Below are 14,426 nucleotides of genomic sequence, written 5' to 3' on the forward strand. Positions count from 1 at the left end.
CGCAAAGCATCAGCCGTTTTCACACCCCGGATATATCCTGCGGCGATGCGCGAATGTGTGCGATTTTTCATGACAGCTTTTACAAATTACCGCCGCGAGTGGTTTTCCAATATCCGTGGCGATGTCCTCTCCGGCATCGTAGTCGCTCTTGCTCTGATCCCGGAGGCAGTCGGTTTTTCCGTCATCGCCGGCGTCGATCCGAAGGTCGGCCTTTTCGCCTCGGTGGCGATCGCCTGCACCACGGCCATTACCGGCGGCCGCCCGGCCATGATTTCGGCGGCAACCGCCGCCACGGCCGTGCTTATGGGGCCGCTCGTGAAGGAGCACGGCATCGAATATCTGTTTGCCGCAACGCTGTTGATGGGCGTGCTGCAGATCATTGCAGGCATGCTGAAGCTCGGTCGGCTGATGCGTTTCGTCTCGAAGTCGGTAATGACCGGCTTCGTCAATTCTCTTGCGATCCTGATCTTCACGGCGCAGTTGCCGCAACTGATCGGCGTTCCGAATATCACCTATCCCCTGATCGCGCTGGCGCTCGCGGTGATCTACCTTTTTCCCTATCTGACCAAGGCCGTTCCGTCGCCGCTTGTCGCAATTGTCGTGGTAACGATCGTGACGCTGAGTTTCGGCATCGATGTCCGCACTGTTGCAGATCTCGGCGAGATGCCGACGGCGCTTCCTGTCTTCGCGCTCCCGATGGTGCCGCTTACATTGGAGACGTTGCAGATCATCTTTCCCTATTCGTTGGCGCTCGCTGCCGTCGGCCTGCTGGAATCGCTGCTGACGGCGCAGATCGTCGATGACATGACGGATACGGTGAGCAGCAAAAGCCGCGAATGCGTCGGGCAGGGCACGGGCAATATCGTCTCCGGCCTGTTCGGCGGCATGGGCGGCTGCGCCATGATCGGCCAGTCTGTCATCAACGTCTCATCGGGTGGGCGCGGGCGTTTGTCCACCTTCGTTGCCGGTGCATTCCTGCTGATCCTTCTGCTCGTGCTCGACGATATCCTGCGCATCGTGCCGGTCGCCGCTCTGGTGGCGATCATGATCATGGTTTCGATCGGGACCTTTTCATGGAAGTCGATCATCGATCTCAAGCGACATCCGGGCACGTCGTCGATCGTCATGTTGGCGACCGTCGCCGTTGTGCTGACCACCCATGACCTGTCCAAGGGCGTGATCGTCGGCGTGCTGCTCTCGGGCGTCTTTTTCGCCGGCAAGGTGGCACGTATGTTCAGGGTTGCATCCCGATCGACCAGCGATGGCGTGTCGCGAACCTACGACATCGAGGGGCAGATCTTCTTCGCCTCGACCCACTATTTGTTGCAAGCCTTCGATTTCGAGGAAAAGCTGGAGCGCGTGACGATCGATGTCAGCCGTGCGCATCTCTGGGATATTTCCGCCGTCGACGCGCTGGATCAGGTCGTGCTGAAATTCCGTCGTCGTGGCGTAGAGGTCGAAGTGAGGGGCGCCAATGAGGCAAGCGCCAGCATGATCGATCGCTTTGCGCTGCACGACAAGGAACACGCTTCGCTCGCATCGTCCCCGGCGCATTGACTAAAGAATTGGGCAAAGGGAAAGCCCGGCAGTCGCCTGCCGGGCTTTAAAAAATCTGGGGCGGAGACCTTAGTCGTTCGCCTTGACCGTCACGCCGAGAACTTCCGGCAGCGTGTTCGGAGCGCCCATGCCGGCGCCGAGGATCATCGGGAAGGGAACCGGGTTCTGCGGCTGTGCCGTGATCGTCAGGCTGCCGGGATTGTCCAGATAGGTGTTAACCGCCTGGCTGAGCATATTCTGCAATTCCGGTACATTGTACTGGGCCAGCACGATCGGGGTCATCGCCTTGATCATCTGCGCGAGCTGGTCGCCGCTCGTGCCCTGCTGTTTGCCGACGACATCCAGCGCTCTTTCGGTAATGCCGTCATCGGCAAAGCGGATCATCGCGCTGTTGAAGGTCAGGCGCTGCATCAGGCCGAGCATGGCGAGATTGGCGGCCTGTTCCGCTTCCTGCTTGTTCGGATTGGCTTCCATCGCCTTGGCCGTCTCGTTGGCGGAGCGCACGAAGTCGAGCGTGTAGCCGGACAGGCTGAACGCCAGGTCGAGCCTGCCGATATTGGCGAAGTCGAAGGCATATTCTTCGATTGCCAGCGTACCCGGTTCAAGATCCCAACTTCCAACCATGCTGATCTTGCCATTGAGCGAGCTGAGGCCGAGATCGATGACGGTCTGCTTGGTGCTGGGCGCTTCGATCGTGGCCAGATCCGCCTTGATGTCTGCCACCTGCAGATCGAAGTCGACCTTCTTGTCGCCTTCGGAGACTTCCGTAGTCAGCTTGGAGGAGCCGATCGACGCGACGCTTTTGCCCCTGACCTTGACTTCCATCGGGCCGGTCGAGGCTTCTTCGTAGAGCAGCACCGAGTTAAGCGAGTTGCCGGTTGTTTCGGCCGGTACCGTGACGCCGCTCATGACCATGTCGGAAGCGGTGATCTCGGTGCCGTCCTGCTCGAATGCGACATTCTCGAAGCTGATGCTGTCGATCGTGTAGCCGCCGGCATCCTCTTCCACGCCTTCCATCTCGATCGTGCCGAGCGGCAGGCTGCCCTGTCCGGTGCCTGCTTCGAAACGGCTGTTTCTGAGCGTGATGCTGGAACCGTTGACCTCCACGGATCCCGGCACGATGCCTGCGCCCTTCTGCATATAGAGAGCGCTGTTCAGCTTCTTAACCAGATCATTCCCGTCGAGTGCGAGGGCCGGCGCACTCAGTGCAATGAGGGTCGTTCCGGCTGCAAGCAGCCGCATCGTGGAAGTATAACGCATGAAAAGCCTCCTGAGGGCAGCGATCTGCCCATGAAATCAATCGCATTTATAGGTCGGGTAGATGAAAGGTCCATCGCTTTGTGGTGCGGCGCTTGAGCCATTTTTGTGACGCCCTTATCAAACGGTTAGTTTCTCCACAGGCAGATATCCCCCGCTTTGTTGCTGAAAACCGGGCTTTGAGCTAGTCAAAGCCCATGGGACAGATCGTGAATCCGCCCGGCGACGACGGCGGCGACAATATTTTACCGGTGGACCTCAAGGCAGCGCTCGAAGAGCGCTATCTCGCCTATGCGCTATCCACCATCATGCACCGTGCATTGCCGGACGTTCGTGACGGCCTGAAGCCAGTCCATCGCCGCATCGTCTACGCGATGAGCGAGATGGGCCTTCGCCCTAACGCCGCCTTCCGCAAATGCGCCAAGATCGTCGGCGAAGTGATGGGTAACTACCATCCGCACGGCGACCAGTCGATCTATGACGCGCTGGCGCGTCTGGCGCAGGATTTCTCGCTGCGCTATCCGCTGGTCAACGGCCAGGGCAATTTCGGCAACATCGACGGCGATAGCCCCGCCGCCATGCGTTACACCGAAAGCAAGATGACGGCCGTTGCCGAACTCATGCTCGAAGGCATCGGCGAAGATTCCGTCGATTTCCGCGATACCTATGACGAGAGTAATTCCGAGCCGACAGTTCTTCCGGGCGCTTTCCCGAACCTGTTGGCCAATGGTGCGACGGGCATCGCCGTCGGCATGGCGACCTCAATCCCGCCGCATAACGCCCACGAACTCTGCGACGCGGCGCTTCACCTGATCAGGCATCCGGATGCGACGGTTGAAACGCTGGTCGATTTTGTGCCCGGCCCGGACCTTCCGACTGGCGGCATCATCATCGACAGCCGTGAATCGATCATCGAAAGCTACAAGACCGGCCGCGGCGGTTTTCGCGTTCGCGCCAAGTGGGAAGTCGAGGATCTCGGCCGTGGCGGCTACCAGATCGTCGTTACCGAAATTCCTTTCCAGGTGCAGAAGTCCCGCCTGATCGAAAAGATCGCCGAGCTTCTGATCGCCCGCAAACTGCCGCTTCTCGACGATATTCGAGATGAATCGGCTGAAGACGTGCGTATCGTCATCGTGCCGAAGAGCCGCACCGTCGATGCGACCCTGCTGATGGAATCGATGTTCAAGCTCACCGAGCTTGAAAGCCGCATTCCGCTCAACATGAACGTGCTGTCCATGGGCCGCGTGCCCAAGGTGATGGCGCTGAATGAAGTGCTGGTCGAATGGCTGGCGCACCGCAAGGACGTACTCGTCCGTCGTTCTCAGCATCGTCTTGCTGTGATCGACCGTCGCCTGGAGATTTTGGGTGGCTTGCTGGTCGCCTATCTCAACATCGATGAAGTCATTCGCATCATCCGCGAAGAGGATGAGCCGAAGCCTGTGATGATGGAGCGCTGGGCGCTTACCGAAATCCAGGTCGAAGCGATCCTCAACATGCGCCTTCGTGCATTGCGCAAGCTCGAAGAATTCGAGATCCGCACCGAGCACGAGAACCTGACCAAGGAAAAGGCCGATATCGAGGCTCTGCTCGCATCCGACGACAAGCAGTGGCGGATGATCGAGGTCGAGATTCAGGACGTCAAGAAGAAGTATGCCAAGGCGACCGAACTCGGCCGCCGCCGCACCCAGTTTGCCGAAGCCCCTGAAGCGGATCTCGAAGCCATCCAGCAGGCGATGATCGAGAAGGAACCGATCACTGTCATCATCTCGCAGAAGGGCTGGATCCGCGCGTTGAAGGGGCACGTCGCCGATACGTCGAGCCTCTCCTTCAAGGAAGGCGACGGACCGAAGATCGCTTTCCCCGCGCAGACGACCGACAAGCTGCTGCTTGTGACGACCGGCGGCAAGGCCTACACCCTCGGCGCCGACAAGCTGCCGGGTGGTCGCGGCCATGGCGAACCGATCCGCATCATGGTCGACATGGAGAACGATCAGGACATCCTGACCGCCTTCGTCCACGATTCCAGTCGCAAGATGATCATCGCCTCGACTGCCGGCTATGGTTTCATCGTTGCTGAAAGCGAGATGGTCGCCAATACCCGCAAGGGCAAGCAGGTGATGAATGTCGGCATGCCGGACGAAGCCAAGCTCGTCGTGCCGGTTTCGGGCGATCACGTGGCGATTGTCGGCGAGAACCGCAAGATGGTTGTCTTCCCGCTGGAGCAATTGCCGGAAATGACCCGCGGCAAGGGCGTGCGCCTGCAGCGCTACAAGGATGGCGGCATTTCCGACATCAAGTGCTTCTCCATGGAGGCAGGCCTTTCCTGGGAAGACAGCGCCGGCCGCGCCTTCAACCGAACCAAGGACGAGCTTCTGGAATGGATGGGCGATCGCGCTTCGGCCGGCCGCGCTGTTCCGAAGGGCTTCCCCCGTAGCGGAAAATTTGCCGGATAGAGCAATTCCAGCAAAAGTGGGAACCGGTTTTGCGTCCGGAATTGCGTTGAAACAAAGAGATAGAGCCGTTTCGCGTTTCGAAGAAAGGCGGAAAGCTCTAGGATCACGCTCCGGAAGTCTCAGAGGCTTCCGGTAGAAATCATGACGAGCAAAAAGCCGTGCGCCACCTCTGGCGCACGGCTTTTTTAATGTTTGGCCAATTCCCTGAGCGCTGCGTAATAGTTTTTCATCGCCATGCTGGCGCTGAAATCTGCCCTGTTTTGCTCTTCAGCTTCATCCGGACTAGGGGGCAGGAATTCGATGTGATCCCCGTTCGATCGGATCTCTACCTGATCCCCTTCCTTCCAGCCAAGCCTGTCGAGATGCTCTTGCGGGACCAATATCCCGCATCTTTCGCCTATCCTCTGGATAGTAACCATCTCACTCATCACCGCCCTCCGTCGATGGAGATGATAAATTATCATGTCTTCGGTCTGAAATACACTGCGCCGTTCAATTGTACGGTATTTGACAAAGCGCTGCCTTGCCGCTGCGTGGCACGCTTATTCTGGGAGGGGCACACAATGATCGCGCAGAAAGCGCGTGGCGCCTTCCTCGTCGATTTCGCCGGCTGCAACGGAAAGAACGAAGGCGACAACCTCAGCCTGCGTTGCTTCAATCATATGGCCGTTGATGAGCAGGAAAGTGAAAGCTGCCAGATAAGCTATGCGCTTGTTGCCATCCGAAAACGGATGGTTTCTTGCCAATCCATAGAGATAGGCCGCAGCAAGGACAAAAATATCGTTTTCGCCGTAAGCGCGCTTATGAAGAGGGCGAGCAAGCGCGGCCTCCAGCGCATTTTCATCCTTTAGGCCTGGCAGGCCCCCATGTTCCGCGATTTGCTCGTCGTGGATGATCTCGATGGCTGGTCGAGACAGCCATTTGAAATCACTCATTTCGCAAGCTCCCGCAGAGCAACACGGTATTTTTCCATGCCAAGGCGAGCAGCCTTCAATTGCTCTGCAAGGTCCGCCTGCTCGGGAACCAAGGAAATACTGCCGTTCTCTTCCCTGATCTCGACATTATCCCCCGCCTTCAAACCCAGGCGATCCAGGATTTCCTTCGGGATGATGACGCCTTCGGAATTACCGATCTTACGGATGGTCGTGTTCATGGACGGATCCTCATGTTGCAACGCTGTTATAACACGAGACCATCAGCGCGACAACGAAGTCAGGGCGCTGCGGTATAGCCTCGCCTTTGCCGCATCTGCCAGAGCGAATGTCCGATCAGTGCAAGGACGAGGATGGTCCCGCCCGCAAGCGTTCTTTGATGCATCTCTTCATGAAAGACCAGCCAGACCCAGATCGGCGCGAGCACGGTTTCGAGCAGGTAGCACATGCCTACTTCCGCCCCGGTGAGATATTTCGGCCCGGTGGCGAGGCACCAGAATGCTATGGGCAGCATGATCAGTCCATCGAATAGCACCCAGAACGGGGAGGGGACGGAAGTCAGTCCGCCGGGTTGCATCATCACCAATCCGATCACAGCAGGAATGATGGTCGCCACAAGTGGCACAAGCCCGAGATCGATCCTGGTCTTGCGGCCGATGGTGATCGCTGCCGCAAGAAGAACGGTCGTCGCAAGGGCTGAGAGATTACCGAGCGTCTCTCCCGCTGAAAGACCGCCCGAAACGATCAGGCCGACACCGAAGATCATCGCCAGCATGGTGATCCGGGTGGCGCGTGAAGGATGCTCTGCGAGAAACAGCCAGCCAAACAGGGCTGCAAACATCGGCGTGAATGCGACTATGAAGACAACGTTGGCTGTTGCCGTATTGAACACGCCGCCGAGGAAGGTGATGGTCGACAGGCCGTAGCAGATGCCGGCGATAAGCCCCGCCTTGCCGGGACGCAACGCCGTGTTGCCCGGCTGAAAGTGGCGCACCAGAAGCCAGATCAGAATGCCAAGCGCGAAAGTGGAAAGGCTTCGCAGCGCCAGTGTCTGCCACAGCTCACCGCCACCGAGTCGCACCAGAGGCACATCGAAGGAGAGCGCGATACCGCCCGTCGCCGTAATCAGAAGGCCCCTTCGATGATGATTACGCATCGGCTACCGTTCGTCAGTGTCGTCTGTCGGCGGCAGTGAGCGTTCCCAGCCACGTGCCATCAACTGCTCCTGTGGCTGGTAGCGGGTCTTGTAATCCATCTTTGGTGATCCCTTGACCCAATAGCCGAGATAGACATGCGGCAGGCCGAGCGTGCGCGCCCTGTTGATATGGTCGAGGATCATGAAAGTCCCGAGCGAGCGCTTTTCATACTTCGGGTTGAAGAAGGAGTAGACCATCGAAAGCCCGTCGCTCATCATGTCGGTGAGTGCTACGGCGATCAGTTCGCCCTGCGGCTGTTTGCTGAGGCCCGAACCGGGCTCGCGGATACGATATTCGATCAACCGCGTATTCACATGCGTGTCTTCGACCATGATCGCATAGTCGAGCGCCGACATATCCGACATGCCGCCATGCTGATGACGGTCATCGAGATAACGGCGGAAAAGGGCGAATTGTTCGGTAGATGGTTGGGCCGGCTGGACGGTGGCGATCAGATCGCGATTTGCCGTCATGACACGTTTCATCGAGCGCGTCGGCTCGAACTCCCCGGCCAGAATACGCACCGAGACGCAGGCGCGGCAAGCTTCGCAGGCCGGACGGTAGGCGATGTTCTGTGAACGGCGGAAGCCACCTTGGGTCAGGAGGTCATTCATCTCCGCTGCACGGGGGCCGACGAGGTGGGTGAACACCTTCCGTTCCATTTCACCCGGAAGATAAGGACAAACTGCCGGAGCCGTCAGATAAAACTGCGGGGAAGGCGTTGTCTGGGTATTCATCGAGTTGCGGCCGATCCCGTCATGGAGTGTGAAATGTCATACCATGGCGCATAAATGGAAAACGTCAACCATGCGCTTTTAGGGGCCTGGTTTTAAGCGCGGCCAATCACAAAAAAATCCGGTGTTCGGCCGCGCGAATAAAATGGTCAGGATGTCCTGACGGTCACCGTGCCGAGCAGCATGTCATGCACCAACCGCGACTTGTCGGTGAACAGGCCGACCAGCAGGATGAGCGGTGTAAGGACCGAGTTGATCAGCCAGAACAGCACGGTGTGAACCATTGCGGTCATGAAATCCATGCGCCGTCCGTCCATCCGCATCAGCGTGATGCCCATGGCGCGCATGCCGGGCGAGGCCTGGGAAGGGCCGCCGAGCGTCATGCCGAAATAGAGAAGCGCGACGATCACGAACAGCGCCGGATAGAGCATGAAGCCGAGACCGAGCGTTATGATGCCGAGAAAGAACACGATGACCGCTGCCGGAATGCACAGCAGAAGCACGATCATGTAGTCGAGAATGAAGGCGAACACCCGGCGGGAAAGAACGCCGCTATAGGCGCGCCAGTCGTCGGGTGCGGCATAGGTCGGGTTCGGGTCGAGGCTCATTTATATTCAGTCTCCTGTTTCTCCCCAAACATATGGGGAGAGATTGCAACCTTAGCAAGTCGTGCGCCAAAGCGCCGGGCGTTAGCTCTTCGACAGCTTCTTCGCCACGTCCACGGCGAAATAGCTGAGGATGCCGTCGCAGCCCGCGCGCTTGAAGCAGAGAAGCGTTTCCATCATCACCCGGTCGCCGTCGATCCAGCCGTTCATGGCCGCGGCCTTGATCTGCGCATATTCACCCGAGACCTGATAGGCATAGGTCGGAAGACCGAAGGCCTCCTTCACCCGCCAACAGATATCGAGATAGGGCAGGCCGGGCTTGATCATCATCATGTCGGCGCCTTCCTCGACATCGAGCGCTGCGTCACGCAAGGCTTCGGTGCCGTTGGCCGGCGAGATGTAATAGCTGTTCTTGTCGCCCTTCAGCAGTCCCCCGGTATTGATCGCCTCGCGATAAGGACCATAGAAGCCGGATGAGAACTTCGTTGCATAGGACATGATGCCGACATCCTGGTGGCCGGCCGCATCCAGCCCGCGACGGATGGCGCCGATACGGCCATCCATCATTTCCGACGGTGCGATAATGTCTGCACCCGCATCCGCCTGCATGACGGCTGCCTTCACCACATGATCGACGGTCTCGTCGTTGACGATAATGCCTTCGCGCAAAATGCCGTCATGGCCGTGGCTGGTGAACGGGTCGAGCGCCACATCGGTGATAAGCCCGATATTCGGCACGGCTTTCTTCGTCTCCCGGATGAACCGGTTCATCAGGTTGTTTGCATCGAGAATGTGGGACCCGGTCGCGTCGCGCAGATCCATCTCGATATCCGGAAAGGGGGCGATTGCCGGAATGCCGAGATCTGCCGCTTCCTTCACCGCTTCCACCGCCTTGTCGACGCTCATCCGGTTGACGCCCGGCATGGCGGCCAGTGGCTCGGAAATGCCGGTGCCGTGGGTGATGAAGATCGGCCAGATAAGATCGTCGACGGTCAGCCGGTTCTCCTGCACCATGCGCCGAACCCAGTCAGCCTTGCGGTTTCGCCGCATCCTGCGGTGTCCGGTGATCTCGTCGACGAGATGCGTCTTGTCCATGACGGTGTCTCCGTTGTTTTTGTTGGCCGGTCCTTAGCATGCGACAACTTGTTTATGAATGGTCGGGATCAAGCATTGCTGCCATGCGCGTGACTGGCGGCTTGCGTCACGCCCCTATATATCATTGACCCATGGAACCTGATTCACCCTCGACGCCCCGGCGCACGCTGACCGAGCTCCTCTTCGTTCTCTTCCTGAGGATGATAGCCGTCACCTGTTTCTGGTTCGGCATGCAATATTGGGCGATGCTCGTCGGATATTCGCTGGAAGGCCGGGCGCGCTTCGATCTTCTCAACCTGCCCTGGCGTGCTGCCGCTCCAACGCTTGCCGTGCTGTTTCCGGTCGCGTCTCTCGGTCTCTGGCTTGCCGTGTCCTGGGGGGCTGTGCTTTGGGCAATGGCCGCCATCATCCAGCTTCTGATGTATGTCGTGTGGCCGGAAATCTTCGGCGAGAACCATCTTGTGCCGATCTTGAACGTCCTTGTTGCGAGCCTTTACGTCGTGTTTCGGGTCGCCTTGTGGCTGGAAGGCCGGCGCAAGGAGGAAAGGGTAAGGATCGATTTACCATGAAATTAAGGGAATTTTCGCTCAAATTTTAGCGAATTTTGCATGCTAAGCTTTTGATTTTTATAAGGAGAACGAGTGGCTGAGAGGTGTGCGCCACAGTGCCGACAAAATCGAAAAATGCGGGTAGGTATTTGTTAAGCAAATGTTTTAAGTCGAATTTTATGCGCATTCGATAGGGTCTGTCTCAAGGCGGGAACAAACAAACACACCGCCAAACAAAACAGTGAGGCAGTTATGATGAACACGAAGCTCAAGCCGCAGGCACCGGCAGTCGCAGATCCGCACGAAGACACCATCCGTGGCCTTTACATGGAATCGCTGCACCTGGTGGAACGTCTCCACCGCCGTCTCCTCGACGTTATCAAGGACGAGTTCGACCGTCAGGGTCGCGACGACGTCAACGCCGTACAGGCACTTCTTCTTTTCAACATCGGCAATTCGGAACTGACTGCCGGTGAACTCCGCTCCCGCGGTTACTATCTCGGCTCCAACGTTTCCTACAACGTCAAGAAGCTGGTCGATCTCGGTTTCATCAACCACGCCCGTTCGCGCATCGACCGTCGCTCTGTCCGTATCAGCCTGACGCCGGCTGGCCAGGAAATCGCTGAAACCGTCGCAAAGCTTTACGAGCGCCACATCGGCTCGATCGAAAAGGTCGGCGGCATCGGCGAAGGCGAGTTCTCCCAGATGAACCGTCTGCTGCAGCGTCTCGATCGCTTCTGGAACGACTCGATCGCATACCGGATGTAATCTGAACGGAACTGCGATCAGCCTTTAAACCACTAGGGGCTTGGCGTTCCTCATTACCTCCAGTCATGCGGTGACGCACAAAAGCAAAACGGAGCGTAGGCCTACGCTCCGTTTTGCTTGTTTGCATCTACATTTTTCGAAGACGTCAGCCGCCGATGGCCTTGATGCGGGTCAGGTCGACAATCACTTCCTGCCAGCCCGTCGGACGATATCCGCGGACCTTGTCAGGCCATTCACAAATGCCGTCTTCGTTGACGTAGCCGACCCATTGAGCGCTCTCAAGATGATCGAACAATAGAAAGACGAGCTTGTTTGGAATGAGAGTGTTTATCGGCTTCCATTGCATGTAATTTCTCCACCCCTATATTCTAAGTCATACAATTTATTGTTATCGCCTTGCTTGAAGCTGGTGCTTTTTAAGAAAAACCTCTGTGGAAGGTGATCGCTCGTACCAAGGGTGATTCTTCGACGGCAGCCTGTTTTGCGGAAAGCTTTCGAAAGGGCAAGATCGCAAAATTTAGGGTAGTGGCAGCTGTTGCATTTTGCTGCTCTGGCGACAGCGGAGCGCGATTCGGACGTCGGCGAAGTGAGAAACGGTGTCTGTTTTCGTGAGCATCTTTGAAAAAAGTGGCTTTGGAGCCTGGTGCTATCATCCCCATAAGGCCTAGCAAGACGTCTCCGACGGCATGCGAGCCACGGCAGAAAAGTCACAGCGCTACACGGGCTTGTGACCCTCTGCGCACCGACACGAATTGGCCATATTGCTATGGGACCGGGCTTGTTCAAGCAATTGGTAAAAGGGGCTTTGCCCGTCGTGGCAGAGCGGGCCGAAAAAGGCGCCTGCTTGGCTTTGCGCCTTTTTTAACCATATCCCGGTAGCGCTGTCGTGTTGACCTGGGTCAGATGGATAGGATGATGTCGAAGAAGATCGGTTCTGAAGTTTTGTCTCGCCGCGCGCTGCTGCGTTCGGCTGTTTCAGCAGGTGCCGCGGCTCTGGCTGTGCCGGCGCTTGCGCAAAGCCCGATTGACAACCTCATCAATGCGCCGCGTCGTGGCAGCTGGGATGATCAGTTCGATGCGCGCGGTTCGCGCACGGCCGTCGGCGTCGTGTCCAACAATCCTGTTCTCGGACCGGAAGGTCCGGGCAACATCCAGCAGGCAATCTACGCCTATCAGCAGATCGTTTCGAACGGCGGCTGGCCGGACGTCGGCTCGTCGACCCGCCTCCAGCTCGGCGTTGTCGATCCGTCCGTCCAGAACCTGCGTCGCCGCCTGATGATTGCAGGCGACCTCGATCAGTCTGCCGGCATGTCGAACGCCTTTGACAGTTATGTCGATGGTGCGGTCAAGCGTTTCCAGGCGCGCCACGGTCTCCCGGCTGACGGCGTTCTCGGTGAGTTTTCGCTGAAGGCGATGAATGTTCCCGCCCAGACGCGCCTGATGCAGCTCCAGACCAATCTCGTTCGTCTTCAGTCTATGTCGGGAGACCTTGGGTCCCGTTACGTCATGGTCAATATTCCGGCCGCCTATGTGGAGGCCGTCGAAAGCGACCGTGTGGCGCTGCGCACCAACGCCGTCGTTGGCCGCATCGACCGCCCGACCCACGCGATCAACTCCAAGATCTACGAAGTCATCCTCAACCCTTACTGGACGGCGCCGCGCTCGATCATCGAAAAGGACATCGTGCCTTTGATGCGCAAGGATCCGACCTATCTGACGAAAAACAGCATCCGTCTGTTCGACGGACGCGGTCAGGAAGTGTCGCCCGAGACTGTCGACTGGTTTGCGCCCAAGGCGCCGAACCTGATGTTCCGGCAGGATCCCGGCAAGATCAACGCCATGGCCTCGACCAAGATCAACTTCCACAACCCGAACAACGAATACATGCATGACACGCCCTCGCAGGGCCTGTTCAACAAGCTCATGCGTTTCGAATCTTCGGGCTGCATGCGTATCCAGAACGTTCGCGACCTGATCACCTGGTTGCTGCGCGACACATCCGGCTGGTCACGTCAGGAGATCGAGCGCGTTATCTCGACCCGCCAGAACAACCCGATCAAGCTTTCCCAGGAAGTGCCGGTCTATATCGTCTACGTCACCGCATGGTCGGCAAAGGACCAGGTCGTGCAGTTCCGCGACGACATCTATCAGAAGGATGGTAATCAGGAACTCGCACTGCAGACCACGACCGGCATCGAGCAGCGCCAGGGTGCTCTCACCGAAAGCGACATGCTGCCGCAATAAGGCTAGCAATTAGAGTTTGAAGGAGAGGCCGGGCAATCGCCCGGCCTTTCTGTTTGTCCCGATGTCGCGGCGGGGCCGTGTCGTCAAATGTAATTGGCCATCCGGTTTTAGGTTGCTTTCATGTCAGTCAAGGCTAATCTGCAATCTCCGATTGGGGCGGAGATCGCGGATGACCCGGTGCCTGTTGCTTGTCGGTAGCGTTGCCTTGTTGGCCGCTGCCTCTTTGCTCACGTCTCATGCCGCCTCTGCGGCAGATTTCGACCAGACACGAATGACACCCGAACAGACGCGCCCGGAGCGCGAGTGGGCAGTGATCGTCAGTCCCTATGCCTGGGCTGCGTCGCTGAAAGGCGATGCGTCTCTTGCAGGTTTCAATACTGATGTCGATGTGCCGTTTTCCGATGTCTTCGATCATCTCGATTTCGTGCTGATGGGCAATATCGAGGTAACGAACGGTCAATGGGGTTTTTATGTCGATGCCCAGCATGTCCGCACCTCGCAGGATGAAGAACTGCTGAGCAACGAGATAGGCCTGAAGATCCGCACGACCTCGCTCGCTGCCGGTGCCTTCTTCAAGGCCTATGAGGTGGAGCTTGGCGGTGAAACGGTTTTCGCCCGTCCGCGTACCTTGTCCATCGAACCAACGGCAGGGATACGCTGGACCAAGCTGGAGGCGGATGTCTCTGTGCCTGGCTTCAATGCTTCCAAAAGCGCGGACTGGACCGACCCGTTCATCGGCTTGCGCATGAACGCCGACCTGACGGAACGCTGGAACCTGTTTGCGGAGGCCGATGTCGGCGGGTTTGGCGTCGGCTCACGGCTGAGCGTCAATGCCCAGGCCTATCTTGGCTATCGCACCATGATGCTTGGTCGCCCGACCATTCTTCGTGCGGGCTACAGGGCGCTTTATCAGGATTACGAAAACGACGATTTCACCGGCGCCAACAAGTTTCGCTGGGACGTGACCCAGCATGGCCCGGTGGTCGGCCTGTCCATGCGCTTCTGATCGCTTCCATCCATCCATTTATAAGGAGTGA

The 14,426-nt window shown here is 57.9% G+C and carries 15 protein-coding genes and 1 other annotated feature (1 of these 16 only partly in view); of the genes, 6 read left to right on the forward strand and 9 right to left on the reverse strand.

What is annotated here, in order from left to right; all coding sequences use genetic code 11:
* Positions 1 to 2 (forward strand) — a sequence feature (sul1 is cis-regulatory element that is thought to sense ions involved in sulfur or methionine metabolism; They are found in Alphaproteobacteria); it begins 56 nt to the left of the window's first position.
* Positions 3 to 69: 67 nt separating this feature from the next.
* Positions 70 to 1,557 (forward strand): SulP family inorganic anion transporter, encoded by a 1,488-nt coding sequence (locus JNB91_RS08385; RefSeq protein ID WP_220325058.1) that lies wholly within the window; start codon positions 70 to 72, stop codon positions 1,555 to 1,557.
* A 69-nt stretch (positions 1,558 to 1,626) separates the two neighbouring features.
* On the opposite strand, the gene JNB91_RS08390 is transcribed toward JNB91_RS08385, so the two are convergent.
* Positions 1,627 to 2,817 carry a hypothetical protein gene (locus JNB91_RS08390; protein ID WP_220325059.1) on the reverse strand — a complete coding sequence of 397 codons (1,191 nt, stop codon included), beginning with the start codon at positions 2,815 to 2,817 and terminating at the stop codon, positions 1,627 to 1,629.
* A 194-nt stretch (positions 2,818 to 3,011) separates the two neighbouring features.
* Between JNB91_RS08390 and parC the strand changes: the two genes are divergently transcribed.
* Complete coding sequence (parC, locus tag JNB91_RS08395; RefSeq protein WP_220325060.1) at positions 3,012 to 5,267, forward strand: DNA topoisomerase IV subunit A; 2,256 nt, start codon at positions 3,012 to 3,014, stop codon at positions 5,265 to 5,267.
* Positions 5,268 to 5,452: 185 nt separating this feature from the next.
* Here parC and JNB91_RS08400 read toward each other — a convergent pair whose 3' ends face one another.
* The 7 genes from JNB91_RS08400 to hemB all read right to left on the reverse strand — a co-directional run bounded on the left by JNB91_RS08400 (position 5,453) and on the right by hemB (position 9,829).
* Positions 5,453 to 5,695: an AbrB/MazE/SpoVT family DNA-binding domain-containing protein gene (locus JNB91_RS08400; protein ID WP_223218104.1), complete on the reverse strand. Its 243-nt coding sequence runs from the start codon at positions 5,693 to 5,695 to the stop codon at positions 5,453 to 5,455.
* 114 nt (positions 5,696 to 5,809) lie between these two features.
* A complete protein-coding gene (locus JNB91_RS08405; protein WP_220325061.1) occupies positions 5,810 to 6,202 on the reverse strand; it encodes a type II toxin-antitoxin system death-on-curing family toxin in 393 nt (130 codons plus the stop codon).
* Entirely contained in the window at positions 6,199 to 6,420 is a 222-nt protein-coding gene (locus JNB91_RS08410; RefSeq protein ID WP_220325062.1) for an AbrB/MazE/SpoVT family DNA-binding domain-containing protein, read from the reverse strand. Before JNB91_RS08410 ends, JNB91_RS08405 begins: the two co-directional genes overlap by 4 nt.
* 59 nt (positions 6,421 to 6,479) lie before the next feature.
* On the reverse strand, positions 6,480 to 7,355 hold the full coding sequence (locus JNB91_RS08415) for a DMT family transporter (RefSeq protein ID WP_220325063.1): 876 nt from the start codon (positions 7,353 to 7,355) through the stop codon (positions 6,480 to 6,482).
* A 3-nt stretch (positions 7,356 to 7,358) separates the two neighbouring features.
* Positions 7,359 to 8,132, reverse strand: a complete 774-nt coding sequence (locus JNB91_RS08420) for an arginyltransferase (RefSeq protein WP_220325064.1) — start codon at positions 8,130 to 8,132, stop codon at positions 7,359 to 7,361.
* A 146-nt stretch (positions 8,133 to 8,278) separates the two neighbouring features.
* Positions 8,279 to 8,737 (reverse strand): RDD family protein, encoded by a 459-nt coding sequence (locus JNB91_RS08425; RefSeq protein WP_220325065.1) that lies wholly within the window; start codon positions 8,735 to 8,737, stop codon positions 8,279 to 8,281.
* An 81-nt stretch (positions 8,738 to 8,818) separates the two neighbouring features.
* A complete protein-coding gene (gene hemB / locus JNB91_RS08430) occupies positions 8,819 to 9,829 on the reverse strand; it encodes a porphobilinogen synthase (RefSeq protein WP_220325066.1) in 1,011 nt (336 codons plus the stop codon).
* Positions 9,830 to 9,960: 131 nt separating this feature from the next.
* Between hemB and JNB91_RS08435 the strand changes: the two genes are divergently transcribed.
* The gene (locus tag JNB91_RS08435) at positions 9,961 to 10,398 is read left to right on the forward strand and encodes a DUF6163 family protein (RefSeq protein WP_220325067.1); all 438 of its coding nucleotides are present in this window, start codon (positions 9,961 to 9,963) and stop codon (positions 10,396 to 10,398) included.
* Between the two features lie 234 nt (positions 10,399 to 10,632).
* Complete coding sequence (gene ldtR, locus JNB91_RS08440; protein WP_148145573.1) at positions 10,633 to 11,145, forward strand: transcriptional regulator LdtR; 513 nt, start codon at positions 10,633 to 10,635, stop codon at positions 11,143 to 11,145.
* A gap of 145 nt (positions 11,146 to 11,290) precedes the next feature.
* Here ldtR and JNB91_RS08445 read toward each other — a convergent pair whose 3' ends face one another.
* Positions 11,291 to 11,491 (reverse strand): hypothetical protein, encoded by a 201-nt coding sequence (locus JNB91_RS08445; RefSeq protein ID WP_112510327.1) that lies wholly within the window; start codon positions 11,489 to 11,491, stop codon positions 11,291 to 11,293.
* A 569-nt stretch (positions 11,492 to 12,060) separates the two neighbouring features.
* Between JNB91_RS08445 and JNB91_RS08450 the strand changes: the two genes are divergently transcribed.
* Both JNB91_RS08450 and JNB91_RS08455 read left to right on the forward strand, forming a co-directional pair.
* A complete protein-coding gene (locus JNB91_RS08450; RefSeq protein ID WP_220325068.1) occupies positions 12,061 to 13,389 on the forward strand; it encodes a L,D-transpeptidase family protein in 1,329 nt (442 codons plus the stop codon).
* A gap of 169 nt (positions 13,390 to 13,558) precedes the next feature.
* Positions 13,559 to 14,395, forward strand: a complete 837-nt coding sequence (locus JNB91_RS08455) for a porin family protein (RefSeq protein WP_223218105.1) — start codon at positions 13,559 to 13,561, stop codon at positions 14,393 to 14,395.
* Positions 14,396 to 14,426: the final 31 nt, after the last annotated feature.

The organism is Aliirhizobium wenxiniae (assembly GCF_019511445.1).
Taxonomy (GTDB): Bacteria; Pseudomonadota; Alphaproteobacteria; order Rhizobiales; family Rhizobiaceae; genus Neorhizobium; species Neorhizobium wenxiniae_A.

What these genes read in the sequence shown, in the direction of transcription:
- JNB91_RS08390 (WP_220325059.1), bottom strand. Translation starts at nt 2,817, where the DNA reads ATGCGTTATACTTCCACGATGCGGCTGCTTGCAGCCGGAACGACCCTC.
- ldtR (WP_148145573.1), top strand. Translation starts at nt 10,633, where the DNA reads ATGAACACGAAGCTCAAGCCGCAGGCACCGGCAGTCGCAGATCCGCAC.
- JNB91_RS08445 (WP_112510327.1), bottom strand. Translation starts at nt 11,491, where the DNA reads ATGCAATGGAAGCCGATAAACACTCTCATTCCAAACAAGCTCGTCTTT.
- JNB91_RS08455 (WP_223218105.1), top strand. Translation starts at nt 13,559, where the DNA reads ATGACCCGGTGCCTGTTGCTTGTCGGTAGCGTTGCCTTGTTGGCCGCT.
- JNB91_RS08385 (WP_220325058.1), top strand. Translation starts at nt 70, where the DNA reads ATGACAGCTTTTACAAATTACCGCCGCGAGTGGTTTTCCAATATCCGT.
- parC (WP_220325060.1), top strand. Translation starts at nt 3,012, where the DNA reads ATGGGACAGATCGTGAATCCGCCCGGCGACGACGGCGGCGACAATATT.
- JNB91_RS08450 (WP_220325068.1), top strand. Translation starts at nt 12,061, where the DNA reads ATGTCGAAGAAGATCGGTTCTGAAGTTTTGTCTCGCCGCGCGCTGCTG.
- JNB91_RS08420 (WP_220325064.1), bottom strand. Translation starts at nt 8,132, where the DNA reads ATGAATACCCAGACAACGCCTTCCCCGCAGTTTTATCTGACGGCTCCG.
- JNB91_RS08405 (WP_220325061.1), bottom strand. Translation starts at nt 6,202, where the DNA reads ATGAGTGATTTCAAATGGCTGTCTCGACCAGCCATCGAGATCATCCAC.
- hemB (WP_220325066.1), bottom strand. Translation starts at nt 9,829, where the DNA reads ATGGACAAGACGCATCTCGTCGACGAGATCACCGGACACCGCAGGATG.
- JNB91_RS08400 (WP_223218104.1), bottom strand. Translation starts at nt 5,695, where the DNA reads ATGAGTGAGATGGTTACTATCCAGAGGATAGGCGAAAGATGCGGGATA.
- JNB91_RS08410 (WP_220325062.1), bottom strand. Translation starts at nt 6,420, where the DNA reads ATGAACACGACCATCCGTAAGATCGGTAATTCCGAAGGCGTCATCATC.
- JNB91_RS08415 (WP_220325063.1), bottom strand. Translation starts at nt 7,355, where the DNA reads ATGCGTAATCATCATCGAAGGGGCCTTCTGATTACGGCGACGGGCGGT.
- JNB91_RS08425 (WP_220325065.1), bottom strand. Translation starts at nt 8,737, where the DNA reads ATGAGCCTCGACCCGAACCCGACCTATGCCGCACCCGACGACTGGCGC.
- JNB91_RS08435 (WP_220325067.1), top strand. Translation starts at nt 9,961, where the DNA reads ATGGAACCTGATTCACCCTCGACGCCCCGGCGCACGCTGACCGAGCTC.